Below are 23437 nucleotides of genomic sequence, written 5' to 3'. Positions count from 1 at the left end.
CACCCGGCGGGGGGCCACCTGTCAGGTGAATGCGTTTTCGCCCTGCGGGTGATGTGATGACGCAGGCATGACCTGGACCAGCCTTCCCTGCGCCACCCCGGACGCCCTGAGCCGCGCGGACCGGCAACGCTGGGAGGCCGCGCTGCACGACGCGCACGGCCGCGCCGACCACGCCCGCCACCAGGGGGACGACCACCGGCTGGCCGCGGCCCTGTACGGTCAGGGAACCGCCCTGAACCGCCTGGGCCGCCCCCGCGAGGCGCTGGGCGTGCTCCTCGAGAGCGTCGCGTACCTGGGGCACGACCCGCACGCGCAGGCCCGCGCGTGGCGTGAGGCGGCCTGCGCGCACCTGAACCTCGCCAACGACACCGAGGCGCAGGAGTACCTCGCGCTCGCGCTGCGCCTCGCGCGGGACGCGGACGACCTGACCCTGCAACTCGACCTGCTGGACGACCTCGCCACGCTGCACGCCGCGCAGGGCGAAGCGCACGCCGCGTGCGACACGCTGCGCGCCAGCCTGCACCTGCGCCGCGCCCACCGCCACCCCGACCTGACCCGCACCCTGGTCCGCCTGACCCTGAGCGAACTGGACCTCCCGCGGCACGAGCAGCCCGCCAGCCTGACCCGCCGCGCGCAGGAACTCGCCGCGCTGGCGCCCCTCGAACCGCTCGGCGGCGAGAGCTGGGCGGCCCTGGCGCAGCTGTACCTGCACCAGCAGCAGCCCGCGGCAGCCCTGCACGCCGCGCGCGAGGCCGAACCGCTGCTGCGCGCCAGCGGCCAGATCCGCGCCGCGCTGCGCGCCCAGGCGGCGCAGGCCCGCGCCGCGCTGGACCTCGGGCGGGCCGCGCAGGCGCAGGCCACCGTGCAGGCCGCGCTGCGCGACCCCGCCGCGCCCGCCCACCCGCACGAGCACGCCGCGCTGCACCTGGTCGCCAGTGACGTCTGCGCGCAGCTGGGCGACTACCCCGGCGCCCTGACGCACCACCGCGCGTACCACCAGCTGGACGCCCACACCCGCCACGCCCACCGGCAGGAACGCGCCCGCGCCGCGCAGGCCCGCGTGGCCCTGGACGCCACCCGGCACGAGGCCCGGCTGCACCGCCAGCGCAACGACGAACTCGAGGCGCTCGTGCAGGTCCGCACGCAGGAACTGCGCCGCAGCCAGCGGGCCGTGATCGACCTGCTCGCCAGCGCCGCCGAGTTCCGCGACGCCCCGCTGGGCCCCCACACCCGCTGGGTGGGGGACGCCACGACCGCCGTGGCCCGCCACCTGGGCCTGCCCGCCGCGCACGCCGAGGAACTCGGCCTGGCCGCCCGGCTGCACGACGTCGGCAAGATCGGCATTCCCGACGCGATCCTCCTGAAGGAAGGCCCGCTGACCCCCGACGAGCGCGACATCATCGCCACGCACACCGCCCTGGGCGCGCAGCTGCTCACGCAGCCCGGCGCGGCCGACGGCGGCCCGCTGCTGCACCTCGCCGCGCAGATCGCGCTGTCCCACCACGAATGCTGGAACGGCAGCGGCTACCCCCGCGCGCTGCGCGGCGCGGACATCCCGCTGGGCGGACGGATCGTGCGGGTCGTGGACACCTTCGACGCGCTCATCAGCGCCCGCCCGTACAAACCCGCCTGGACCGACGCGGACGCCCTGGCATACCTGCGCCAGCACGCCGGGACGCTCTTCGATCCGGCGTGCGTGCAGGCCGTCACGGACCTGCACGCCGCCGCGCAGCTGCCCCCCCGCGACGCCCTCCCTGACGTCCGGTCTGTTGACCGACGTCGGTCGGCAGCGGCAGGGTGGCGTGAACCAGGACGCCGCCCTGGCGCTCGACCTGCCGCAGGGCGGCCTGTACGCCGTGGCCGACGGCATGGGCGGCCACGCCGCCGGGGAACTCGCCGCGAACCTCGCGCTGGACGCCCTGAGCCAGCATTACCTCGACGGGCGCGGCACCCCGCCCGCCCGGCTGGCGCAGGCGGTGCAGGCCGCGAACATCGCCGTGCTCAGGCACGCCGTGGGCGAGTACGTCGGCATGGGCACCACGCTGCTCGCCGCGCTGGTCGACCGGGGCGCGGTCCTGATCGCGCACGTCGGGGACTCCCGCGCGTACCTGCTGCGCGGCTCGGAACTGCACCGCCTGACCGAGGACCACTCCTGGGTGGCCGAACAGGTCCGCCTGGGCCACATGACCGAGGCCGAGGCCCGCGACCACCAGTGGCGCAGCGTCGTCAGCAACGCCCTGGGCGGCGAGGAACGCGTCCGGCTGGAACTGCACGGCCTGCCCACCCAGGCCGGGGACCGCCTGCTGCTGTGCAGCGACGGCCTGAGCAGCGTCGTCACCGACGACGAACTGTGCGCCCTGCTCGCCCGGCCCCTGCCGCCCGAGACGACCGCCCGGCTGCTCGTGAACGCCGCCAACGACGGCGGCGGCCCCGACAACATCACCGCGCTGATCGTGGACGTGCAGCGCGACGCGGCCCTGCCCGGCTACGCGCTGCCCGCCCGGCGCGACGACGGCCCCATGTACATCGACGTGCTGCTCAGCACCCAGCGCGGCAACAGCCTCATGACGTACCTGCTGCTGATGATCGCGTACTTCACGCTGCTGGGCATCATGCTGTTGCCCGAACGCCGCACCGTGATCGGCGCGCTCGGGACCGTCATCCTGATCGCGCTCCTGATCGGTCAGCGCGTCACGCAGCGGCGCCGCGCCCACACGCCGCTCGGCACGCCCAGCGCCAGCCTGCACCCCGCCGCGCCCGCCCCTGCCCGCGAACCCAGCGTCACGCAACCCCGCTGAGGCGACACGCGCCGCCGGGTATGCTGCCCGCATGAAAGACATCATCCAGACGCCCGACGCGCCCGCCGCCATCGGCCCGTACAGCCAGGCCACCGTCTTCGGCAACCTGGTCGTCACCAGCGGCCAGATTCCCCTCACGCCCGACGGCACCCTGGTGGAGGGCGGCATCACCGAGCAGACCGAACAGGTCATCGCGAACCTCAAGGCGGTGCTGGCCGCCGCCGGAACCGACCTCGCGCGGGTCGTGAAGACCACGGTGTTCCTGGCCGACATGAACGAGTTCGCCGCCATGAACGCCGTGTACGAAGCGCACTTCCCCGCCCCGTACCCCGCGCGCAGCACCGTGCAGGTCGCCCGGCTGCCCCGCGACGTCCGCGTGGAGATCGAGGTGCTCGCCGAGCGCCACTGACCGCACCCGGGGGAGGCGCGCGGCGGTGCCCCTTGCCGCGCCCCTCACGGCGGGGCTAGCATGGGTCCCGCCGCGCCCCGCACGGGCGCGCGACCCCCGAGGAGGTGATGACGTGACCCCAGACCCCCACACCCTGGACGGCGAACCGCCCAGTCGACCTCTGACCACGCCCCACCCATCCCCGGAGGTCGCCCCATGCCCCACCCTGAAGGCCGCGCATGCTGACGTACTACCGCAGCGTCGGCGGCAAACTGAACACCATTGACGGCTACATCGACGGCTGCTGGATCAACGCCGCCGACCCCAGCCCCGAGGAACTCGCCCGCGTCGCCCGTGAAACCGGCCTGGACCTGGACTACCTGTCGTACCCGCTCGACCCGGACGAACGCTCCCGCTTCGAGCGGGAGGACGGGCAGCTGCTGATCATCATGCAGACCAGCTACCGGCTGGCCGAGGACAGCGACATCCCCTACGACACCGTCCCGCTGGGCATCCTGCACACCGACCACTGCCTGGTGACCGTGTGCGCCCTACCGGAGAACCCGGTCATCAAGGACGTACTGGGCGGCCTGGTGCGCCGCGTGAGCACCGTCAAGAAGAACCGCCTGACGCTGCAACTGTTCCTGCGCAACGCCCAGCGGTTCCTGATCGACGTGCGGCAGATCAACAAGCGCGTGGACGCCATCGAGGACAAGCTGGAGAACAGCCAGCAGAACCGTGAGCTGCTGAACCTCCTGAAGCTCGAGAAGAGCCTCGTGTACTTCCTGACCGGCCTGAAAGCGAACGAGGCCATGATGGAACGCGTCAAACGCGACCGCATCTTCGAGATGTACGAGGAGGACAGCGACCTGCTCGACGACGTCCTGATCGAGAACCTGCAGGCCATCGAGATGGCGTCCATCGCCAGCAACATCCTGACCAGCATGGCGGGCGCCTTCGCCAGCGTGATCAGCAACAACGTCAATCAGGTCGTGAAGGTCCTGACCGTGACGACCATCCTCGTGGCCATCCCGACCCTGGTGACCAGCATCTTCGGCATGAACGTCCCCATTCCCTTCCACGACAGCCCGGAAGGCATCTGGATCGTGCTGGGTCTGGCCGTGGCCCTCGCCGTGGCCGTGGCGGGCATCTTCTACCGCCTGCGCGTGCTGTAGCGGGTGATGGTGAAGAGGTGATGGTCGATAGAGGGTGCCCCCACCTATCAACCATCACCTTTCAACCCTCTACTCCTTACTGACGATCAGGAGCGCGCCGAACAGCGCGATGTTCTTCAGGAACTGCGTCTGCTGCTGCTGCCGCTCCTTGCCCTGCTTGTCCCAGAAGGGATGACCGATCACGGTGGTCGGAATGAGGCTGGCGGCCAGGGCCACGCTGGCCGGGCGGGACAGCAGGCCCGCCGCCATCAGCGCGCCCGCGCCGACCATCACGCCACTGTTGACCTTCACGGCCAGTTCGGGTTCCGGCACTTCCGCGCCGCGCGCCGCGCGCACGATAGGTTCGGGGTTCTGCAGGTGATCCAGGCCGCTCTTGATGAAGATGCTCGCGAGCAGCGCCCGCCCGATGAATCTCGTCACACTCATGCCTTGCCCTCCTTGAACTGTCCCGGAGTCTAGCGCAGGCACGCCCGGCCCTCGTGCGCCCCCACGCTTGGGCAACCCTTCAGTCAAGCGGAGCTGGGCTTACATGCCCTGGATGACGGACAGCTGCCGGGTCAGGTCGGCCATGATGTCCTGCACGGCGCGCGTGCCGGTGGCGAGCATGCCCACGTACTCGTCGTGCGTCAGGACGCCTTCCTCGGCTCCGCCCTGCACCTCGACGATCAGGCCGTCGCTCGTGGCGACCACGTTCAGGTCCGCGCGGGCCACCTTGTCCTCGGCGTAATCGAGGTCCACGCGGATCTCGCTGCCGACCAGCCCCACGCTGACCGCGCCGATGTTGCGCGAGATGGGCCAGTCGGTCAGGCGGCCCTTCTGGATCAGGCGGTCGCAGAAGTCGTGCAGCGCCGCGTGCCCCGCCAGGATGCTCGCCACGCGCGTCCCGCCGTCCGCGACCAGCACGTCGCAGTCCACGTACAGCGTCTGGTTGCGGAAGAAGCGCAGGTCCATCCCGGCGCGCAGCGCGCGGCCCAGCAGCCGCTGGATCTCGTGACGGCGGCCGTTCTGCAGGTTCCGTTCGCGGGCCTGCCGGTCGTTCGTGGCGCGGGGCAGCATGGAGTACTCGGCGGTCAGCCAGCCTTCCTTGCTGCCGCGCATGTGCGGCGCGGCCTTCTCTTCCAGGGTCACGGTCGCGAGGATCTCGGTGCGGCCCATGATCAGGTGCGCGCTGCCGGGCGCGTGCGGGTTCACGCCCCGCTTGACGGTGATGGGACGGGGCGTGAGGAGGTCGCGGCCTTCGCGGATGGGCTGGGTCATGTCTGTATGCGCTCGATTCTGGGCGGAGCCCGGTGAATTTCCCCCTCATTCTGCACGTTCGCGGCCCCCAGCGCACGGGACAGGAGGTCCGTGACGACCGGCGCGGCCCTCGCGGGATCACCCGTCACGAGGAACGCCTCGGTGCCGCCCGAGGTCCGGGCACTCAGCAGGCCGCGCTCCTCCAGCACCCGCCGCGTGTGCCGCGCGACCGCCGCGCCGCTGTCCAGCAGCATGAACGTGTCCCCGAACTCCGCGCGGATGCTGCCCGCCAGGAACGGGTAGTGCGTGCAGCCCAGCACCAGCCCGTCCGCCCCGGCCTGGGCGACCGGCGTCAGGATCTCGCGCAGCACCTCACGCGCCCGCGCGGAGTCCGCCTGCCCGGCCTCCACCAGCGGGACCAGCTCCGTACTCACCGCCTTCAGGACCTGCACACCCGCCGGGTCCGCGAACTCGCGGATCACGTCCGCCAGCAGCGTCCCACGCATCGTGCCCGGCGTCGCCAGCACCCCCACCACCCCCGACCGGGTCGCCAGGACCGCCGGTTTCACCGCCGGGACCAGCCCGATCACCGGCATGTCGAAGCGCGAACGCAGGTCCCCCAGGCTGAACGCCGACGCCGTGTTGCACGCCACCACCACGCCCTTCACGCCCCGCGCGTGCAGCGCCGACACCGCCCGTGCCGTCAGCTCACGGATCTCCCCGTCGGGCCGCGCGCCGTACGGGACGTGCGCCGTGTCCGCCAGGTACAGCAGGTCCTCGCCCGGCAGCGCCCGCCGCAGGTCCCCCAGGACGCTCAGGCCGCCCACGCCACTGTCGAACACGCCAAGCGGTGCGTCACTCATCGCGCCTGATGATACGGCTCAGTCGCCGTTCAGAGCCTCGCGCAGCGTGTCGCCCAGCGCGTGGATGCCGCGCGTGATCTGTTCGTGCGTGGCGTTGCTGTAGCTGAGGCGCATGGTGTTTTCCCCGCCGCCCAGGGCGTAGAAGGGACTGCCGGGCACGTACGCGACCTTGCGCGCGACGGCGCGGGGCAGCAGCGCCTGGGTGTCCACGCCCTGCGGGAGGGTCAGCCACAGGAACATGCCGCCCTCGGGCGTGGTGGACTGCACCCCGGCCGGGAAGTCCGCGTGGATGCGCTCCAGCATCAGGCGGGCGCGTTCGCCGTACGCCTGCCGCACCCGTTCGATCTGACGCGGCAGCACGCTGTCCACGAGTTCCGCGATGATCATCTGGTTGAAGGTCGGCGTGTGCAGGTCCGCGCCCTGCTTCGCCTGGATCAGTTTATTGATGATCGGCGCGGCGGCCTGCACCCACGCGTCGCGCAGGCCCGGCACCAGCGTCTTGGAAAACGAACTGGAGTAGATGACGTGGTTGCGGTCCGCGTCGCCGTGCAGGTCCAGGCCCAGGCTGTAGAGGCTGGGGGCGGCCTCGCCCGTGAAGCGCAGCTGCCCGTACGGGTCGTCCTCGATGAGCAGGACGCCGTGCTGCGCCGTGAGTTCCACGAGGCGGCGGCGCCGCTCGGCGCTCAGGGTGCGGCCGGTGGGGTTCTGGAAGTTCGGCACGGCGTACAGCAGCTTCGCGCGCGTGGTCTTCAACACTTCCTCCAGCGCGTCCACGTCGATCCCGCCGTCATCGGTGGGCACCTGCACGTACCGGGGCAGGTACGGCTGGAAGGACTGCAGCGCGCCCAGGTACGTGGGGGCCTCCACGAGCACCACGTCCCCCTCGTCGATCAGGACCTTGCCGAGAAGGTCCAGGCCCTGCTGGCTGCCCGTCACGATCTGCACGTTCCGCGCCGGGATGCCCGCCTGCGCGCCGATCCACTCGCGCAGCGGCGCGTGCCCCTCGGTCGTCGAGTACTGCAGCGCCGCCGGGCCGTACACGTCCAGCACGCGGTTGCTCGCGGCGCGCACCTCGTCCAGCGGGAACAGCTCCGGCGCGGGCAGGCCCCCGGCGAAACTGATCACGTCCGGCTGCTGCGTGACCTTCAGGATCTCGCGGATGGCGCTGGCCGTCATGCTCTGCGCGCGGCGCGACAGCGTGCCGTCCAGATCGAAGGCCAGCGGGGCGGGGGAGGGGGTGGTCATGCCCGCATGGTAGTCCCCTGTCTACCCCGCGCGGCCCAGTCATGTGGACGGCCCCCGAGTGTGATCACGGTCACTCCGGGTAGAGTGGGGACGCTCAAGGAGGTATTCACATGCTCGTCACCGGTAACGACATCCTGATTCCCGCCCGCGCTGGCCAGTACGGCGTCGGTTCGTTCAACACCAACAACATGGAGATCACCCAGGCGATCATCCACACCGCCGAGCGGCTGCGCAGCCCCGTTATGGTGCAGATGAGCGAGGGCGCCATCAAGTACGGCGGCCAGGACCTCGCCAACATCGTCATCGACCTCGCCAGGCGGGCCACCGTGCCCGTCGCGCTGCACCTCGACCACGGCAGCTCCTACGAGAGCGCGCTGAAGGCCATCAAGATGGGCTTCACCAGCGTCATGATCGACGCCTCCCACCACGGCTTCGAGGACAACGTCAAGGAAACCAGGCGCGTCGTGGAAGCCGCGCACGCCATGGGCATCAGCGTCGAAAGCGAACTCGGGCGCCTGGGCGGCATCGAGGAGCACATCGTCGTGGACGAGAAGGACGCCTTCCTGACCGACCCCGAGGAAGCCGTGCAGTTCATCGAGCAGACCGGCACCGACTACCTCGCCATCGCCATCGGCACCAGCCACGGCGCGTTCAAGGGCAAGGGCCGCCCCTACATCGACCACGCGCGCATCGAGAAGATCGCCAGCCTCACCAGCATCCCCCTGGTGGCGCACGGCAGCAGCGGCGTGCCGCAGGAGATCGTCGAACGCTTCCGCGCCGCCGGCGGGCAGATCGGCGACGCCGCCGGGATCGCCGACGAGGACCTGCAGCGCGCCACGGGGTTCGGCATCGCCAAGGTGAACGTGGACACCGACCTGCGCCTGGCCAGCACCGTCGGCATCCGCGAGGCCCTGACCGCCAACCCGAAGGAATTCGACCCCCGCAAGATCTTCGGCCCGGCCCGCGAGGTCATGAGCCAGGTCATCGAGCACAAGATGCGCGTGCTCGGCAGCGTCGGCAAGGCCTGAGCCTTCCCGGCAGGCGGCCGGTCCCGGGTCAGCTGATCCGGGACTGACCGCCGCATTCATCTTCGGGCCGCCTGACAGCGGGAAACTCTCACCCGGCGGCTCTATTCTCACCTTGAATGAGAGCGGCGCGGTGCACAACCTGGAGTGCGGTGACCCTGGGCGCGCTCGGCGCCGCCCTGGCCGTCTCGACCAGCATCCCGCCCCCACTGCCTTCCGGATGGCAGGCGAAGATCGGCACGCTGCTCCCCCAGGCCGGGCAGACCGTCACGCTGCTTGAACGGCGCCCCAGCATCTCCACGGTCGCGCTGGAACTCGTCGTGGCCGGGGCGGGCGGGGACCGCGAGGTGCTGCGGCAGGTCACCGCGACCGCCGCGCGCGGCGTGGCCCCCACGTACGACAAGCGGCTGAACATCAGCGCCGAGGACTTCAAGCGCTACATCGTCTTCCAGAACACCCTGGCGTCCACCGGGAAGACCTTCCGCCTGACCGTGAGCCGCGACGCGACCCGCGTCAGTTTCGGGGACGGCCCGTACATGAACGGCGTCCTGAAGGGCGTCAGCATCGACCTGAAGACCGGCGAGATGCGCGGCCCGGAAGGCTTCAGCGCCCGCCCGGTCGCCGTGCCCGCCAACGACGACCCCGACCGGGGCCTGCTGGTCCGCAGCGGCTTCCAGTGGCGCATGAACGGCAACAACGCCCAGATCGGCAACGGCGTGCGCGGCACGCTGAACCTGCTGCACCTGGGCAGTGGCCGCGTCCTGCTGAGCTACACCCGCAAGAGCATGATCGACCGCAAGGTCGACGACTTCGACCGGGAACTGATCGTCGAGTACACCCGCTGACCCGCCCCGCCCGCGGCTGATGCGCGCCTGACTGGACGTCAAGGTCTCCTCACGTTCCGTTCAGAGGCCGTCACGCGCCACCCCCTAGGCTGGGCCTCATGATGAAGCGAAACCTCTTGATGCTCGGCGCGGCCCTGACCCTGGGCGGCCTGAGCCAGGCAGAAGCGGGCCGGATCTCCCCCGGTCTGCTGCAACGCGCCCAGAAGGGCGACCAGACCAAGGTCGGCGTCATCGTGCGCTTCCAGTTCGCCAACGACGCACGGGGACGCGCGCAGTTCAAGAACCTCCGGGCGCAGCTGAACAGCAAACTCGCCGCGCTGGGACCGTCCGCCGGATTCATCAACCAAGCCCTCAAGGGCGGTCAGGCCACCCAGCTGTGGCTTGACCAGAGCATCTACCTGCCCATGACGCCCGTGCAGGCGCGGGCCCTGGCACTGCTGCCCTTCGTCAGTGACGTGTTCGAGAACTTCAAGGTGCAGATTCCCAAACCGCAGCGGGCCGTGGCGCTGAGTGCCGCCGCCGCCGCGCCCGGCGAGGCGTGGCACCTCGCGAAGATCGGCGCGCCGCAGGCGTGGGCCGCCGGGTTCAAGGGCCAGGGCATCAAGATCGGGCATCTGGACAGCGGCATCGACGCCAGCCACCCCCAGCTGAACGGCAAGGTCGCCGCGTTCGCGGAGTTCAACGCGGACGGGGACCGCGTCCCGAATGCCGCCCCGCGCGACACCACCAACCACGGCACGCACACCGCGGGCCTGCTGGTCGGCGACACGGTCGGCGTGGCGCCCAGCGCCAAGGTCATCAGCGCGCTGGTCCTCCCGAACAACGAGGGCACCTTCGCGCAGGTCATCGCGGGCATGCAGTACGTCCTCGATCCGGACAACAACGCCGACACCGACGACGGCGCGGACGTCGTGAACATGAGCCTGGGGATCCCCGGCACGTACGACGAGTTCATCGTGCCGGTGCAGAACATGCTCAAGGCGGGCGTGGTGCCGGTGTTCGCCATCGGGAACTTCGGGCCGACCTCGGCCAGCACCGGCAGCCCCGGCAACCTGCCCGACGCGATCGGCGTGGGCGCCGTGGGCCAGGACGGACAGGTGGCCAGCTTCAGCAGCCGCGGGCCCGTGAACTGGAACAGCACCATCAAGGGCGTGTTCACCAAGCCCGACATCGCCGCGCCCGGCGTGGAGATCACCAGCGCCTTCCCGAACGGACAGTACGGCGCACTGAGCGGGTCCTCGCAGGCCAGCCCCATCGCGGCGGGCGCCGTGGCCCTGCTGCTGTCCGCCAAGCCCGGCACCAGCGTGGACGGCATCAAGAACGCGCTGTACACCAGCGCCAGCAACGCGGGCAGCAAGAACAACAACGTGGGCTTCGGTCAGATCAGCGTGCCCGGCGCGATGGGCAAACTGGGCGTGAACCTGGGCGGCACCCCCGCGCCCGCCCCGACACCCGCCCCCACGCCCACCCCGGCCCCCACGCCTGCACCGACCCCCGCACCCACGCCGACCCCGGCTCCTGCGCCGACCCCGGCGCCCGCTCCCACCGGGCCCAGCGGCTACACGCTGTGCGCCCTGGAAGGCAGCAAGTGCGACTTCAGCGGTCAGAAGGACGCCGCGTTCGGCACCGCCGGGAAGTACCTCACGGGCGTCGGCACCGACGGCTTCAACTGCACGGTCGCCGAGTGGGGCCGCGACCCCGCCCCCGGCGTGCGCAAGGGCTGCTTCATCAAGGACCGCCCCGGCACGCCCGCGCCCACCCCGGCGCCCGCCCCGACCCCCGCGCCCAGCACCGGCCAGAAACCCACCGTCATGCTCGTCGATGACGACATGGGCCAGGGCGCCGACGTGACGGCTGCGCTGCGCGACGCCATCAAGGCCAACGCCGCCAGCGGCGGGGCGTTCGTGTGGAACACCCAGAGCCAGGGCGCCGTACCCCTGAGCGAACTCAAACGCGCGGACATCGTCGTGTGGGCGACCGGTGAGCAGTACCAGAACACCATCACCCCCGCCGACCAGAACACCCTGCAGCAGTACGTGGCGGGCGGCGGCAACCTCCTGATCACCGGGCAGGACATCGGCTACGACATCGGCACGAGTGCCTTCTACACCGGCACCCTGAAGACCCGCTTCGTGGCGGACAGCAGCGGTCAGGCGAAATTCGTGACGCGCGGCGCGTTCGGCAGCACCGCCTTCACCCTGAACGCCCAGGGCAGCGCCGCGAACCAGTACTACCCCGACGTGATCGCCGACCAGGGCGGCAGCAGCGTGGTCGCCTCGTGGGGCACCGCGAACGCCACCGCCGGGACGATCACCGCGCAGAGCATCCGCGTGGACCCCAACCGCACCCGCGCCGCGCAGAAGGTGCAGGACCCGCGCGGACTGGTCGAGCGGCTGGCCGCGAACATCCTGGGCGGCGTGCTGAACCAGATCCTGGGCGGCAACACCCAGGCGCAGGGTCAGAACCGCCCCCGCGTCAGCGCCCAGTCCGCCGGTGAGAACGCCGGGGCGATTGTCGCCAACGACGCCGGGAAGTACCGCACGGTCACCATGGGCTTCGGCATGGAAGGCCTGACGCCCAACAGCCGCAATATCCTGATGAAGACCGCCTTCGACTGGCTGATGAAGTAAACGTCGCCGGATGGGCCGCCTGCCACGCGTGGGCGGCCCTCTGCGTTGCCTCAAGATTCTCCCCGCCCGGTTTGGGCGGGTTCCCATGCAGTTCGGAAGGGCGGGGGGTACGGTCAGGGTATGACCACCCTGCGCGACATCATGACCACCGACCTGACCACCACCGATCCCCGCGCCACCCTGAAGGAGGTCGCCACGCTGATGCGCGAGCAGGACATCGGCAACGTGCTCATCATGGACGGCGACACGCTCAGCGGCATCATCACCGACCGGGACATCGTCATCCGCGCCGTGGCCTACGGGCACGACCTGGGCAGCGCCGCGACCGACTACGCCACCGGCAGCGTGTTCACGATGGACGCGGGCACCAGCGTGCAGGACGCCGCGAAGGCCATGGCGGACCGCCAGCTGCGCCGCCTGCCCGTCACGGACGGCGCGAAGGTCGTCGGGATCGTGAGCCTCGCCGACCTCGCTACGCGCGCCAGCGGCGGCGCGGACGAGCAGGCCCTGCAGGGCATCAGCCAGCCCACGGTCTGAAGCGGGGCAGAGGGGGCGGCTGGGGTCTTTCCCTGGCTGCCCCCTCTTGAGCAGTCCTCCATCCTGTGACCTCGGCGTTGACTTCGAGCGCACTCGAAGGACTACGGTGTCCGCATGACCCCGATCAAGAGCCCACTGGCCCCCCGCGCCGACGCCACCGACCTCCTGAAAGACACCGACCTGACCGGCCAGACCGCCGTCGTGACCGGCGCGGCCTCCGGACTGGGCATCGAGACCGTGCGCGCCCTGCTAAGTGCCGGGGCGCGCGTGATCATGCCCGTCCGCGACACCGCGCGCGGTGGGGAAGTCGCCCGTGACCTCGCCCAGGCCACCGGGAACAGCGACGTGCACGTCGTTCAATTGGACCTCGGCTCACTCGCGTCGGTCCGGCAGGCCGCCGGAGAGATCCTCGCGCTCGCCCCGCAGATCAGGATGCTTATCAACAACGCGGGCGTCATGGCCACCCCGCAGGGTCAGACCGCCGACGGCTTCGAGACGCAGTTCGGCACGAACCACCTGGGGCACTTCCAGCTGACCCGCCTGCTGATGCCCGCGCTGCTGGCTGCCGCGCCCGCCCGGGTCGTGTCCCTGAGCAGCAGCGGCCACCGCATCAGCGACATCCGCTGGGACGACCCGAACTTCCGGGCGACCCCCTACGACCCCTGGCAGGCGTACGGGCAGAGCAAGACCGCCAACGCCCTGTTCGCCGCCGAACTCAACCGCCGCTACGCCGACCATGGGATCACCGCGAACGCCGTGCACCCCGGCGGGATCATGACCGGCCTGCAGAAGCACATGCCCGAAGGCGAGGCGCAGCGCCGCGGCTGGATCGACGAGAACGGCGTGCCCAATCCCGCCTTCAAGACCCCCGCGCAGGGCGCGAGCACCACCGTCTGGGCGGCCACCGCGCCCGAACTGGACGGCGTGGGCGGCCTGTTCCTCGAAGACCTCCAGCAGAGCACCCCGCTGGACGAGGCCAACCCCAACCCGCTGTTCGGGTACAAGCCCCACGCCCTGGACGCAGACAGCGCCCGCCGCCTCTGGACCCTCAGCGAGGAGCTGATCGAACAGACCGGGCAGTAACCCGCAGGAGAAACGCCCCCGACCAGACCGGCGGGGGCGTTTCGCTGATGGAGTTACCCGAGGTCGCGCAGTCTGCGGTACAGCTCCTTCTGCTCGTCGCTCAGAGTGGCGGGCACGGTGACGTTCAGGCGGACGTACAGGTCGCCGCGCGTGCCGTCCTTCTTCGGCCAGCCCTGCCCGCGCAGCCGCATGCGCCGCCCCCCGCTGCTGCCCGGTGGCACGCTCAGGTTGCCCTTGCCGCTCAGGGTCTGCACGGTCACGTCCCCACCCAGCGCCGCGACGGGCGCGGGCACGTCCACGCTGGTGGTCAGGTGGTCGCCGTACAGGTCGAAGCGGGCGTCCTCCAGCACGCGGATGGTCAGCAGCACGTCCCCACCGCCGGGGCCCTGCCCGGCCAGCCGCAGGCGCGCGCCGTCACGCGTGCCCGCCGGGACGCGCAGGCTCAGGCGCTTGCCGTCCACGTTGATGACCTCGTCCGAGCCGCTGAAGGCTTCCTCCAGCGTGACCTGCAGCTCGCCTTCCACGTTCTGCACGAAGCGGCGACTCTGCCCCGCACCGCCCAGGCCGCCGCCGAGCAGGTCCTCGAGGTTCACCTGCGCGCCCCCCTGGAAGCCCGCGCCGCCCCGCCGCCCGGCCCCGCCGAACAGCCCCTGGAAGAAGTCACTGAACTGCGACCCGTCGAAGCCGCCGAAGTCCCCACCCTGGAACCCGCCGCCCTGGTAGCCGGGGGGCACCTGCCCGGTGTGCCCGAACTGGTCGAACACCTTGCGTTTCTCCGGGTCGCTGAGGACCGCGTAGGCCTCGCCGATCTCCTTGAACCGCTCGGCGGCCTTCTCGTCCCCGGCGTTCTTGTCCGGGTGGTACTGCTTGGCCAGTTTGCGGTACGCGCTCTTGATGTCCGCGTCGGACGCGCCGCGCGACACGCCCAGCACGTCGTAGTAGTCCTTGTACGCCATCGACTCCTCCCTTGCCCGTTACGACCTTACGCGCCCAGCTGTTCCAGGCGGTTGAGCACGACCCGCAGCCCGTACGCCGTGGCGATCTCGCGGGCGGTCACGCCCCGCCGGTCCGCCTGCCCGGGCTTCGCGCCGCGCGCCACGAGCAGGTCCAGCACGTCCGTGCGCGGCGCGCGGCGACCCTCCCTGTACGCCTGTCCTTCCACGTCCACGCTGTGCAGCAGCGGCAGCCAGTAGCGCGGGTCGTCCGGCAGCGCGCCCGCCTGCAGCAGCGCCCGGACGAACGTGGGCGGCGCGTCCCGGTCGATGGCGAGGTTCAGCAGCGGCAGCGTCGACGTGCCGGGCCAGAAGTTCACGTCGTGAATGCGGCCCAGCAGCGCCAGCAGGTCCGCCTCGGCCGCGCCGTGCCGCAGCGCCCAGCCCAGCGCCTCGTGCGTCTTCGTCTGACTGGGCGCCTGCACGTCGTCCGTCAGGGTGCCGGTCTTCAGCGCCTCGATCAGCGGGTTGGCGTTCTCGCGCTGCACGAGCCGCACGTACTCGCCCTCCACCTGCTCGCGCGCCCAGCCTTCCTTGCGCAGCAGCTTCAGGCTGCTCGTCACGCTGGGGTTGCTCTGAAAGCACTTCACCGGAATGCGCCGCGCCAGTTCCTCCCAGCCGTACTCGGCCTGAAGGTGCGTCACGACGCGTTCCAGCGTCACGCCATGCAGAGGATCGCGCGGGGCAGCGGATGGTGAGCGGTTGATGGTTGATGGAGCCGCAGGGGCCTCAGCCGACGCCGTCTTGTCCTCTCTGTCAACCATCAACGGTCACCTCTCAACCCTTCCTGCTCACGACGACGCGCGCGGGGCGCACGAGGCGGTCGCCCATGCGGAAGCCCAGCTGGTACACCTGCACGATCACATCGTCCTCGTCGCCCGGCACGACCTGCAGCGCCTCGTGCCACTGCGGGTCGAACGCCTCGCCCTCCTTGCCGGTCGCTTCCAGACCCAGGCCCGCGAACACGCCCAGGATCTTGCCCTGCACGGCCTGCATGCCGGGGATCAGCTTGGCGGGGTCGGCGGCGCCCATCGTCACGGCGCGGTCCATGTCGTCGTACACGGGCATCAGCGCCTCGGCGGCCTTGCTCACGCCCTGGCCCTGCGCGGCGTTCACGTCCTCCTGGGTGCGGCGGCGGTAGCTGTCGAAGTCGGTCGCCAGCCGCGCCAGGCGGCCTTTCAGGTCGGCGTTCTCCTTCTCCAGTTCGTCGGCGCGTTCCAGTTTCGCCATCATCTCCTGCACCTGCCCGAGCATGCCCTCGTCCAAGCCGTCCATGCCGGGGAAGGCGGTCTCGGCGTCCTCGGCCATGTTGTCGGCCTCGGTATCGGGCACGTCCAGGCCGTCTTCCGTGACGGTCTTCGCGGTGGCTTCGGCGGTGTCGGTGGGTTTGTGCTGGTCGTCGGTCATCTTGGGGCCTCTCTTGCGGAACATTCGTTCCAGCTTAGTCGCACGGCGGGTGAAGGTCCGGAGAACCGCTCAGCCCGGGCGGGATCTGCTGTGTCTGTGGGGCAGGGGAGAGGCGGCGCGCTGGCCGTCCTCTCCCCTGATGTGTGCTGTTCGTGGAGGACGCGCGCTTATTCGGCGGGTTTGAAGTCCGCGTCGATCACGTCGTCGTCGGCTTTCGCCTGCGGGCCCTGCGCGGCGCCGTCCTGACCCTGCGCCTGCGCGGCGGTCATGAAGGTGCGGAGTTCCTCTTCCAGCTTCTTCTGCGCGGCGTCGATGCGGGCGTCGTCGTCGCTGCGGACGGCTTCCTCGGCCTCGTCGGCGGCGGCCTTCAGCTTGTCCTTGGCGTCCTGGGCGGCAGAGCCGTTTTCTTCGATCTGGCCGAGGGCCTGGACGCGCAGGCTGTCGAGGTTGTTGCGCTTCTCGACCTTCTCGCGGCGCTGCTTGTCGGCGGCGGCGTTCTGCTCGGCTTCCTGCACCATGCGTTCCACGTCGCTCTTGTCGAGGGTGGTGGTGTTCTCGATGCGGATGCTGGCTTCCTTGCCGCTGGTCTTCTCCTTGGCGGTGACGTGCAGGATGCCGTTGGCGTCGATGTCGAAGGTCACCTCGATCTGGGGCTGACCGGCGCGCATGGGCGGGATGCCTTCCAGCTTGAAGCGGCCCAGGCTCTTGTTGTCGTTCGCCATGGGGCGTTCACCCTGGAGGACGTTGATCTCCACGCCGGGCTGGTTGTTCTCGGCGGTGGTGTAGATCTCGGTCTTCTTGGCGGGCACCGTGGTGTTGCGGGTGATCATCGGGGCGATCATGCCGCCCTTGACTTCCACGCCCAGCGTCAGCGGGGTCACGTCCACGAGGACGATGTCGCCCAGGCTGGAGTCGCCCTGGATGATCCCGGCCTGCACGGCTGCGCCGAGCGCGACGGCCTCGTCGGGGTTCACGGACTCGTTGGGGGTCTTGCCGATGATGTCCTGCACGATGCGCTTCACGGCGGGGATGCGGGTGCTGCCGCCCACCAGGATCACTTCGTCGATCTTGCTGGCGTCCAGCTTGGCGTCGGCGAGGGCCTGCTCGACGGGCTTGCGCACGCGGCGCAGCAGGTCGGCGGTGAGTTCCTCGAACTTGGCGCGGCTCAGGGTGCGTTCGAGGTGCATGGGGGTGCGGGTCTCGGGGTCAAAGGTGATGAACGGCAGGCTTACCGTGGTCTCGGAGGCGTTGCTGAGTTCGATCTTGGCCTTCTCGGCCGCTTCGATCAGGCGCTGCAGGGCCTGCTTGTCCTTGCGCAGGTCGAAGTTGTTGTCCTTCTGGAATTCGCCCGCGAGCCAGTCGACGATGCGCTGGTCGAAGTCCGCGCCGCCCAGGTGGGTGTCGCCGCTGGTGGATTTCACTTCGAACACGCCGTCGCCCAGTTCGAGGATGGTCACGTCGAAGGTGCCGCCCCCCAGGTCGAAGACCAGCACGGTCTCGTTGCCCTTGCGTTCCAGGCCGTAGGCGAGCGCGGCGGCGGTGGGTTCGTTGATGACGCGCAGGACGTTCAGGCCCGCGATCTCACCGGCCTGCTTGGTGGCCTCGCGCTGGCTGTTGTCGAAGTACGCCGGGACGGTGATGACCACGTCGCGGATCTTCTCGCCCAGCTTGGCGCTGGCGTCGTTCACGAGCTTACGCAGCACCTCGGCGCTGACCTGCTCGGGGGCGAGGTCCTGGCCGTTCACTTCAATGCGCACGCTGCCGCCGGGGCCTTCTTTCACGGTGAAGGGGCTGCGGGCGGCTTCTTCCTTCACTTCGTCCCAGCGGCGGCCGATGAAGCGCTTGACTTCGAACAGCGTGGCGGCGGGGTTCAGGGCGGCCTGACGGCGGGCGATCTGCCCGACGAGGCGCTCGTCGCCCTTGTACGCGACGACGCTGGGGGTGGTGCGGGCGCCTTCGGCGTTCACGATCACTTCGGGGCGGCCGCCTTCCATGACGGAGATCACAGAGTTGGTGGTACCGAGGTCAATTCCGACTGCTTTGGGCATGTTGACTCCTGTGGGGATGGGGATTTGCTGCCGCGCGGGCAACAGTTCTGATCGCCATACAGCATAGGCCCACAGTTGCTGGGTGTCAATAGACTTGAGTGCTGTACGCTCAAGTCTAAGATTGTCTCAAGGTCGGCCCTTACCCACCCACATGCACGATGGGCCGCCGGTCCCGGTCCGGCTCGGCGCGGCGCAGGATCTCGCGCGTCAGCGGCGGCACGTCCCCGCGCCCCCCGATCACGAAATCCAGCGCCAGCTGCAGGGGGCTCTCCTCGGTCCAGCGCATGTACACCTGCGGCGGCGCGCCCTTCTTGCGCAGCGTCAGCATCACGGCTGCGATCGTGTTCGGGATGCTCGACCCGCGCGCCTTCAGGACCGAGTACGGCCCCACGCGCAGCCCCGTGACCTCCACCACGTCCGTGAACTCGCTCGCGTCGTCCACCTCCACCTCCAGGAACAGGAACGGCTCGTCCTCCGGGAGGTGCACCATCTGCCGCACGCGCAGCTCCTGCTTGCTGTACTCGGCTTCCGACGCCCGGCCCGGGTGGTGCGACACGAACCGCAGCGGCCGGATCGGGTGGGTCTTCAGGACCTCGATGGCCGCGTCGTCGAACTGCACCTGACTGACCCGCAGCTCGAACGACCGCGACACGCGCGAACTGACCCCCACCGCGAGGATCAGCACGATGAACAGCAGCGCGATCAAGAGGCCCTGCGGGTTGCTGAAGATCGTCACGGCGCTCGTGTACACGAAGATGGCGCTGATCACCCCGAACGCCCAGGCCACCCGGGGCTGGCGGCGCCGCACGGCTGTCAGGCACACCGCGACCGCCGCGGAGGTCATCATGGCGAGCACCCCGGTCGCGTACGCCGCCGCCTGCGCGTCCACGTTCGCGCGGAACGCCGCCGTCACCACGAACGCGATCAGCAGGTAGATCAGCACCAGCGGGCGGTGCAGCCGCGTCCACTCGGGCGCCATGCCGTAGCGGGGCAGGTAGCGCGGCACGATGTTCAGCAGGCCCGCCATGGCGCTGGCCCCCGCGAACCACAGGATCAGGATGGTGCTCACGTCGTACGCCGTGCCGAACCACTCGCCCAGGTACTCGTGCGCCAGGAACGCCAGCGCGCGCCCGTTCGCCTCGCCGCCCGGCTGGAACGCCGCCGCCGGGATCAGCAGGGTGGTCACCAGACTGCTCGTGATCAGGAACGCGCTCATCAGCAGGGCCGCCGTGGTCAGCAGCCGCTTGCCGTTGCGGATGCGCCCGGTGGGCCGCTCCTCGGTGTCACCCCTGTCCCCCTCGATCAGCGGCATGACGACCACGCCCGTCTCGAAGCCCGACAGGCCCAGCGCCAGCTTCGGGAACACCAGCAGCGCCGCGCCGATCAGCGCCAGCGGCGAGCCGAACCCCACGTTCAGCGTGCCCAGCCACGCCTGCACCAGCTCCGGCTGGCCCAGGATCACCTGCGCGCCCTTGCCGATCACCACAGCGCTCAGGCACAGGTACGCCACGACGAGCACCACCGCGATCCCGATGGCCTCCTTGAAGCCCTTGAGGAACACCGCACCCAGCAGCAGCAGCAGCACGAACGTCACGCCCACCTGATGCCCCTCCAGCGCCGACTTCAGGAACGGGTTCTCGATCAGGTGCGCCGAGGCGTCCGCCGCCGACAGCGTGATCGTGATGATGAAGCCGGTCGCCACGAACCCGATCAGCGACAGCACCAGGAACTTGCTGGGCCAGTACGACAGCAGCCGCTCGAGCATGCTGATCGACCCGTCCCCGTGCGGGCTGTCCTCCGCCACCCGGCGGTACATGGGCAGCGCCCCGAACAGCGTCACGAGCACCAGCACCAGCGTCGCGAAGGGCGACACCGCCCCCGCCGCCAGCGCCGCGATGCCCGGCTGGTAGCCCAGCGTGCTGAAGTAATCCACCCCGGTCAGGCACATCACCTTCCACCAGGGGTGCCTGCGCTCGTGGGCCCTGACCTCCCCCTCGGCCTCGTAGAAGCCCTCCTGCTGCGGGTGATCCTCCTGCTGGAGCACCCAGCGGGAGACTTTCTGTGACAGGGGCCTCAACGGCGAGGAGGGCATGACTCGCGGAGTATCCGCCTTTCAGCGCCAGAAAGAAAGGTGTCGGGTCTCACGGTATGGGAAAGACAGCCGCAAGAGGGGATGGGTGCGGAGGTCGCCCCCCAGCACCCATCCCCTCTTACCTATCGACTTTCAGCCATCGACTGCTTACGGGTACAGGCCGCGCAGGGCGCGCGCTTCGAGGACGCGGGTGCAGGCCACGATGTACACGGCGGTGCGCAGCGTCACGCCGTGGCGCTCCTTGACGTCCCACAGGCTGCCGAAGGCCTCGCTCATGATGCGGTCGAGGCGTTTGTTGATCTCGTCTTCGGTCCAGAAGAACGAGCTGAAGTCCTGCACCCACTCGAAGTACGACACCGTCACGCCACCGGCGTTCGCCAGCACGTCCGGCACGACCGTCACGCCCCGCTCGGCGAGCAGGTCGTCCGCGGCGGGAATGGTGGGGCCGTTGGCACCCTCGACGATCAGTTTCGCCCTGATCTGCCCGGCGTTCGCCAGGGTGATCTGCTTTTCCAGCGCGGCGGGAATCATCACGTCGCAGTCCACGCCCCAGAACTCGTCGCGCTTGATTTCTTCCGTGCCGGGCATCTCGGTGATCTTGCCGGTGCGGCGCAGGTGCTCCAGCGCGGCCTTCGGGTCGATCCCGGCGTCGCTGTGGATCGTGCCGGTCACGTCCTGAATGGCGACGATCTTCGCGCCGTGCTCGTGGAAGATGCGCGCGGCGGCCTCGCCCACGTTCCCGAAGCCCTGCACCGCCACCCGCGCGCCCTGCATGGGCATCCCGAGTTTCTTCATGGCCTCGGCGCCGGTCACGAACACGCCGCGCCCGGTGGCGTCGCCGCGCCCCAGGCTGCCGCCCAGCGACACGGGCTTGCCGGTCACGACGCCGGTCGCGGTGCGGCCCACGTTCATGGAGTACGTGTCCATCATCCACGCCATCGTCTGCGGGTTGGTGTTCACGTCCGGCGCGGGAATGTCCTTTTCCGGCCCGATGATCAGGCCGATCTCGGTCGTGTAGCGGCGCGTCAGGCGCTCCAGTTCCCCGGTGCTGTACTTGCGCGGGTCGATGCGGATGCCGCCCTTGCCGCCCCCGTACGGGAGGTTCACGGCGGCGTTCTTCACGGTCATCCACGCGGACAGCGCCATGACCTCGCTGAGCGTCACGTCCTGGTGGTAGCGCACGCCGCCCTTGGCGGGGCCGCGCGACGTGTTGTGCTGCACGCGGTAGCCCTCGAAGTGCGCGACCGTGCCGTCATCGAGGTGGATGGGCACGTCCACGACCAGGATGCGCTTGGGCCGCTTGAGGGTCTCGGCCCAGTAGGCGAGCTTGCCGAGGTACGGCGTGACGCGCTCGACCTGCTCGAGGTAGATCTCGTACGGCCCGATGTTGTTCGGGTCGAGGTAGCTGGGAATGGCGTGCGCGCCGGATTTGGGCCCAGTGCTGTTGGTCGGATCTTGCGTGGCGGTCATGGCAGTGCCTCCAGGGAAGGAGAGGGGGGTGTGGGTGATCTTCTCTTCGCCGCGCGGGGCGGCCCGCGCGTTGCCGCTGGTGAATTCAGCGCGCTGGGAAGGCGGTCATGGGTACACGCCACGCATCACGGTGGCGCTATGCAGGCGGTTCAGGGCCAGGGCGTACGCGGCGGTCCGCAGGTCGGTCTGGCGCGTGCGGGCCACCCCCATGACGTCACTCACGGCGACGTTCACGCGCTGGTCGATCGCAGCCTCGATCTCTTCTTCGGTCCAGAAGAAGTTGCTGGCGTCCTGCACCCACTCCAGGTAGTTCACGACCACGCCGCCGATGCTGGCGATCAGGTCCGGGATGACCTGCACGCCGGCCTCCGTCAGGAAGCGCTCGGCCTCGGGCAGCACGGCGCGGTTGGTGGCCTCCACGACGTAGCGGGCGCGCACCGCGTGGGCGTTCCCGGCGTTCACGGTGCCGTAGTCGTACGCGAGCATCAGGACGTCCACGTCCAGCTCGGTGACCTCGGCGGGCGTGATGTCCGTCGCGAAGCCCGCCACGCTGCCGTGCTGCTCGCGGTACGCGGACAGCGCGTCCAGGTCCAGTCCGGCGCTGGCGAAGGTCGCGCCGTCCTGGTCGGACACGGCGATGACCAGCGCGCCCTGCGCGGCGAGGGTCTGCGCGGCGCGGCGGCCCACGTCCCCGAAGCCGTACACGGCGACCTTGGCCCGCTCCAGGCTCTCGCCGCGGTCCTCCAGCACGCGCGCGGCGACCAGCGCGGCGCTGCGGCCCCGGGCGTCCTTGCTGCCGTAGCTGCCGCCCAGCGGGATGGGCTTGCCCACCACGACGCCGTTGCTGGTCGTGCCGGTGTTCTCGTTGTACGTGTCGAGCATCCAGGCCATCGCCTGCGCGTCGCTGCCCACGTCGGGCGCCAGGATGTCCTCGTTGTGGCCGATCAGTTCCACCAGTTCGCTAGTGTAGCGGCGCACCACGCCCTCCAGTTCGTGGGGGCTGAGGCCACTGGGATCGACGTCCACGCCGCCCTTGGCGCCGCCCAGCGGCAGGTCGGCCACGGCGGCCTTGAGGGTCATGATCGCGGCGAGCACCTCGCACTCGTGGGCGTTGACGCCTTCACGCAGGCGCACGCCGCCCATGCTGGGGCCGCGTGAGGTGCTGTGCACGGTGCGGTAGCCGCGGAACACGCGGATGCTGCCGTCGTCCATGCGCACCGGGAGGTTCACGCTGACGGTGCGTTTGGGGTACTTGAAGTACGCGAGGGACTGGTCGGTGACCTCGCAGTGGGGCAGTGCCTGCCGGAGTTGCTCCATGAGGCCCTGCCAGTTGAGTCCTGATGCCCGCATTTGACGCTCTCCTTCCCTTCGGTGGGAACTGTGGTGGGTGTGGTCGGTTCAGGCGCAGCATACACGCGCCCGGTGAGACGCATAGACAGGTGCGGGGCGGGGCGCGTCCCACGATGACGACCGTGGACGGAGGCGTGAACCTCCGAAGTTGTATCCAGTATCCACAGAGGCGTCAACCCCACTTTCTCACGCTGAACACGCGCAAAACCTGAACCGCTTCCACCTCGGCCCTGCGCGGCCCGGCCGCCCACAA

19 protein-coding genes and 1 pseudogene are annotated in these 23437 nt (G+C 70.1%); 9 read left to right on the top strand and 11 right to left on the bottom strand.

Annotation, left to right across the window (positions count from 1 at the left end; translation table 11 throughout):
* Window positions 1-67: 67 nt before the first annotated feature.
* The 4 genes and pseudogenes from DEIGR_RS21620 to DEIGR_RS14215 all read left to right on the top strand — a co-directional run.
* Window positions 68-1633: pseudogene (locus DEIGR_RS21620) on the top strand (HD domain-containing phosphohydrolase); the annotation flags it as partial.
* 136 nt (window positions 1634-1769) lie between these two features.
* Window positions 1770-2798: a PP2C family protein-serine/threonine phosphatase gene (locus tag DEIGR_RS20900; protein WP_058978237.1), complete on the top strand. Its 1029-nt coding sequence runs from the start codon at window positions 1770-1772 to the stop codon at window positions 2796-2798.
* 31 nt (window positions 2799-2829) lie between these two features.
* The gene (locus DEIGR_RS14220) at window positions 2830-3207 is read left to right on the top strand and encodes a RidA family protein (RefSeq protein WP_058978236.1); all 378 of its coding nucleotides are present in this window, start codon (window positions 2830-2832) and stop codon (window positions 3205-3207) included.
* 218 nt (window positions 3208-3425) lie between these two features.
* Complete coding sequence (locus DEIGR_RS14215; protein WP_058978235.1) at window positions 3426-4361, top strand: magnesium transporter CorA family protein; 936 nt, start codon at window positions 3426-3428, stop codon at window positions 4359-4361.
* Between the two features lie 69 nt (window positions 4362-4430).
* On the opposite strand, the gene DEIGR_RS14210 is transcribed toward DEIGR_RS14215, so the two are convergent.
* The 4 genes from DEIGR_RS14210 to DEIGR_RS14195 all read right to left on the bottom strand — a co-directional run bounded on the left by DEIGR_RS14210 (window position 4431) and on the right by DEIGR_RS14195 (window position 7705).
* Complete coding sequence (locus tag DEIGR_RS14210) at window positions 4431-4787, bottom strand: DoxX family protein (protein ID WP_058978234.1); 357 nt, start codon at window positions 4785-4787, stop codon at window positions 4431-4433.
* Between the two features lie 99 nt (window positions 4788-4886).
* Entirely contained in the window at window positions 4887-5618 is a 732-nt protein-coding gene (gene rph, locus DEIGR_RS14205) for a ribonuclease PH (RefSeq protein ID WP_058978233.1), read from the bottom strand.
* On the bottom strand, window positions 5615-6460 hold the full coding sequence (murI, locus tag DEIGR_RS14200; protein ID WP_058978232.1) for a glutamate racemase: 846 nt from the start codon (window positions 6458-6460) through the stop codon (window positions 5615-5617). Before murI ends, rph begins: the two co-directional genes overlap by 4 nt.
* 18 nt (window positions 6461-6478) lie before the next feature.
* Window positions 6479-7705: an aminotransferase-like domain-containing protein gene (locus DEIGR_RS14195; RefSeq protein WP_058978231.1), complete on the bottom strand. Its 1227-nt coding sequence runs from the start codon at window positions 7703-7705 to the stop codon at window positions 6479-6481.
* 110 nt (window positions 7706-7815) lie between these two features.
* Between DEIGR_RS14195 and fba the strand changes: the two genes are divergently transcribed.
* From fba to DEIGR_RS14170, 5 genes are all read left to right on the top strand, one after another.
* Window positions 7816-8733: a class II fructose-1,6-bisphosphate aldolase gene (gene fba / locus DEIGR_RS14190; protein WP_058978230.1), complete on the top strand. Its 918-nt coding sequence runs from the start codon at window positions 7816-7818 to the stop codon at window positions 8731-8733.
* A gap of 149 nt (window positions 8734-8882) precedes the next feature.
* Window positions 8883-9575, top strand: a complete 693-nt coding sequence (locus DEIGR_RS14185; RefSeq protein ID WP_236704756.1) for a hypothetical protein — start codon at window positions 8883-8885, stop codon at window positions 9573-9575.
* Between the two features lie 101 nt (window positions 9576-9676).
* Window positions 9677-12205, top strand: a complete 2529-nt coding sequence (locus tag DEIGR_RS14180; protein ID WP_058978779.1) for a S8 family peptidase — start codon at window positions 9677-9679, stop codon at window positions 12203-12205.
* A gap of 120 nt (window positions 12206-12325) precedes the next feature.
* Window positions 12326-12742 (top strand): CBS domain-containing protein, encoded by a 417-nt coding sequence (locus tag DEIGR_RS14175; protein WP_058978228.1) that lies wholly within the window; start codon window positions 12326-12328, stop codon window positions 12740-12742.
* Window positions 12743-12856: 114 nt separating this feature from the next.
* Window positions 12857-13825, top strand: a complete 969-nt coding sequence (locus DEIGR_RS14170; protein ID WP_058978227.1) for an oxidoreductase — start codon at window positions 12857-12859, stop codon at window positions 13823-13825.
* A gap of 53 nt (window positions 13826-13878) precedes the next feature.
* On the opposite strand, the gene DEIGR_RS14165 is transcribed toward DEIGR_RS14170, so the two are convergent.
* The 7 genes from DEIGR_RS14165 to DEIGR_RS14135 all read right to left on the bottom strand — a co-directional run bounded on the left by DEIGR_RS14165 (window position 13879) and on the right by DEIGR_RS14135 (window position 23184).
* Window positions 13879-14781 (bottom strand): DnaJ C-terminal domain-containing protein, encoded by a 903-nt coding sequence (locus DEIGR_RS14165; RefSeq protein ID WP_058978226.1) that lies wholly within the window; start codon window positions 14779-14781, stop codon window positions 13879-13881.
* Window positions 14782-14807: 26 nt separating this feature from the next.
* Entirely contained in the window at window positions 14808-15524 is a 717-nt protein-coding gene (locus DEIGR_RS14160) for a VF530 family DNA-binding protein (protein WP_058978776.1), read from the bottom strand.
* A gap of 70 nt (window positions 15525-15594) precedes the next feature.
* Window positions 15595-16224 carry a nucleotide exchange factor GrpE gene (locus DEIGR_RS14155; protein WP_058978774.1) on the bottom strand — a complete coding sequence of 210 codons (630 nt, stop codon included), beginning with the start codon at window positions 16222-16224 and terminating at the stop codon, window positions 15595-15597.
* Window positions 16225-16391: 167 nt separating this feature from the next.
* Window positions 16392-18272, bottom strand: coding sequence for a molecular chaperone DnaK (dnaK, locus tag DEIGR_RS14150; protein WP_058978225.1), 1881 nt, complete (start codon window positions 18270-18272; stop codon window positions 16392-16394).
* Window positions 18273-18411: 139 nt separating this feature from the next.
* Window positions 18412-20364: an APC family permease gene (locus DEIGR_RS14145; protein ID WP_058978224.1), complete on the bottom strand. Its 1953-nt coding sequence runs from the start codon at window positions 20362-20364 to the stop codon at window positions 18412-18414.
* Window positions 20365-20511: 147 nt separating this feature from the next.
* Complete coding sequence (locus DEIGR_RS14140; RefSeq protein ID WP_058978223.1) at window positions 20512-21834, bottom strand: Glu/Leu/Phe/Val family dehydrogenase; 1323 nt, start codon at window positions 21832-21834, stop codon at window positions 20512-20514.
* Between the two features lie 105 nt (window positions 21835-21939).
* Window positions 21940-23184: a Glu/Leu/Phe/Val family dehydrogenase gene (locus DEIGR_RS14135; RefSeq protein WP_058978222.1), complete on the bottom strand. Its 1245-nt coding sequence runs from the start codon at window positions 23182-23184 to the stop codon at window positions 21940-21942.
* Window positions 23185-23437: the final 253 nt, after the last annotated feature.

The organism is Deinococcus grandis, assembly GCF_001485435.1.
GTDB classification, from domain to species: Bacteria; Deinococcota; Deinococci; order Deinococcales; family Deinococcaceae; genus Deinococcus; species Deinococcus grandis.
This window is presented reverse-complemented; position numbering and strand designations above follow the sequence as displayed.

What these genes read in the sequence shown, in the direction of transcription:
- DEIGR_RS14220 (WP_058978236.1), top strand. Translation starts at nt 2,830, where the DNA reads ATGAAAGACATCATCCAGACGCCCGACGCGCCCGCCGCCATCGGCCCG.
- DEIGR_RS14215 (WP_058978235.1), top strand. Translation starts at nt 3,426, where the DNA reads ATGCTGACGTACTACCGCAGCGTCGGCGGCAAACTGAACACCATTGAC.
- DEIGR_RS14210 (WP_058978234.1), bottom strand. Translation starts at nt 4,787, where the DNA reads ATGAGTGTGACGAGATTCATCGGGCGGGCGCTGCTCGCGAGCATCTTC.
- rph (WP_058978233.1), bottom strand. Translation starts at nt 5,618, where the DNA reads ATGACCCAGCCCATCCGCGAAGGCCGCGACCTCCTCACGCCCCGTCCC.
- murI (WP_058978232.1), bottom strand. Translation starts at nt 6,460, where the DNA reads ATGAGTGACGCACCGCTTGGCGTGTTCGACAGTGGCGTGGGCGGCCTG.
- DEIGR_RS14195 (WP_058978231.1), bottom strand. Translation starts at nt 7,705, where the DNA reads ATGACCACCCCCTCCCCCGCCCCGCTGGCCTTCGATCTGGACGGCACG.
- fba (WP_058978230.1), top strand. Translation starts at nt 7,816, where the DNA reads ATGCTCGTCACCGGTAACGACATCCTGATTCCCGCCCGCGCTGGCCAG.
- DEIGR_RS14180 (WP_058978779.1), top strand. Translation starts at nt 9,677, where the DNA reads ATGAAGCGAAACCTCTTGATGCTCGGCGCGGCCCTGACCCTGGGCGGC.
- DEIGR_RS14175 (WP_058978228.1), top strand. Translation starts at nt 12,326, where the DNA reads ATGACCACCCTGCGCGACATCATGACCACCGACCTGACCACCACCGAT.
- DEIGR_RS14170 (WP_058978227.1), top strand. Translation starts at nt 12,857, where the DNA reads ATGACCCCGATCAAGAGCCCACTGGCCCCCCGCGCCGACGCCACCGAC.
- DEIGR_RS14165 (WP_058978226.1), bottom strand. Translation starts at nt 14,781, where the DNA reads ATGGCGTACAAGGACTACTACGACGTGCTGGGCGTGTCGCGCGGCGCG.
- DEIGR_RS14155 (WP_058978774.1), bottom strand. Translation starts at nt 16,224, where the DNA reads ATGACCGACGACCAGCACAAACCCACCGACACCGCCGAAGCCACCGCG.
- dnaK (WP_058978225.1), bottom strand. Translation starts at nt 18,272, where the DNA reads ATGCCCAAAGCAGTCGGAATTGACCTCGGTACCACCAACTCTGTGATC.
- DEIGR_RS14145 (WP_058978224.1), bottom strand. Translation starts at nt 20,364, where the DNA reads ATGCCCTCCTCGCCGTTGAGGCCCCTGTCACAGAAAGTCTCCCGCTGG.
- DEIGR_RS14140 (WP_058978223.1), bottom strand. Translation starts at nt 21,834, where the DNA reads ATGACCGCCACGCAAGATCCGACCAACAGCACTGGGCCCAAATCCGGC.
- DEIGR_RS14135 (WP_058978222.1), bottom strand. Translation starts at nt 23,184, where the DNA reads ATGCGGGCATCAGGACTCAACTGGCAGGGCCTCATGGAGCAACTCCGG.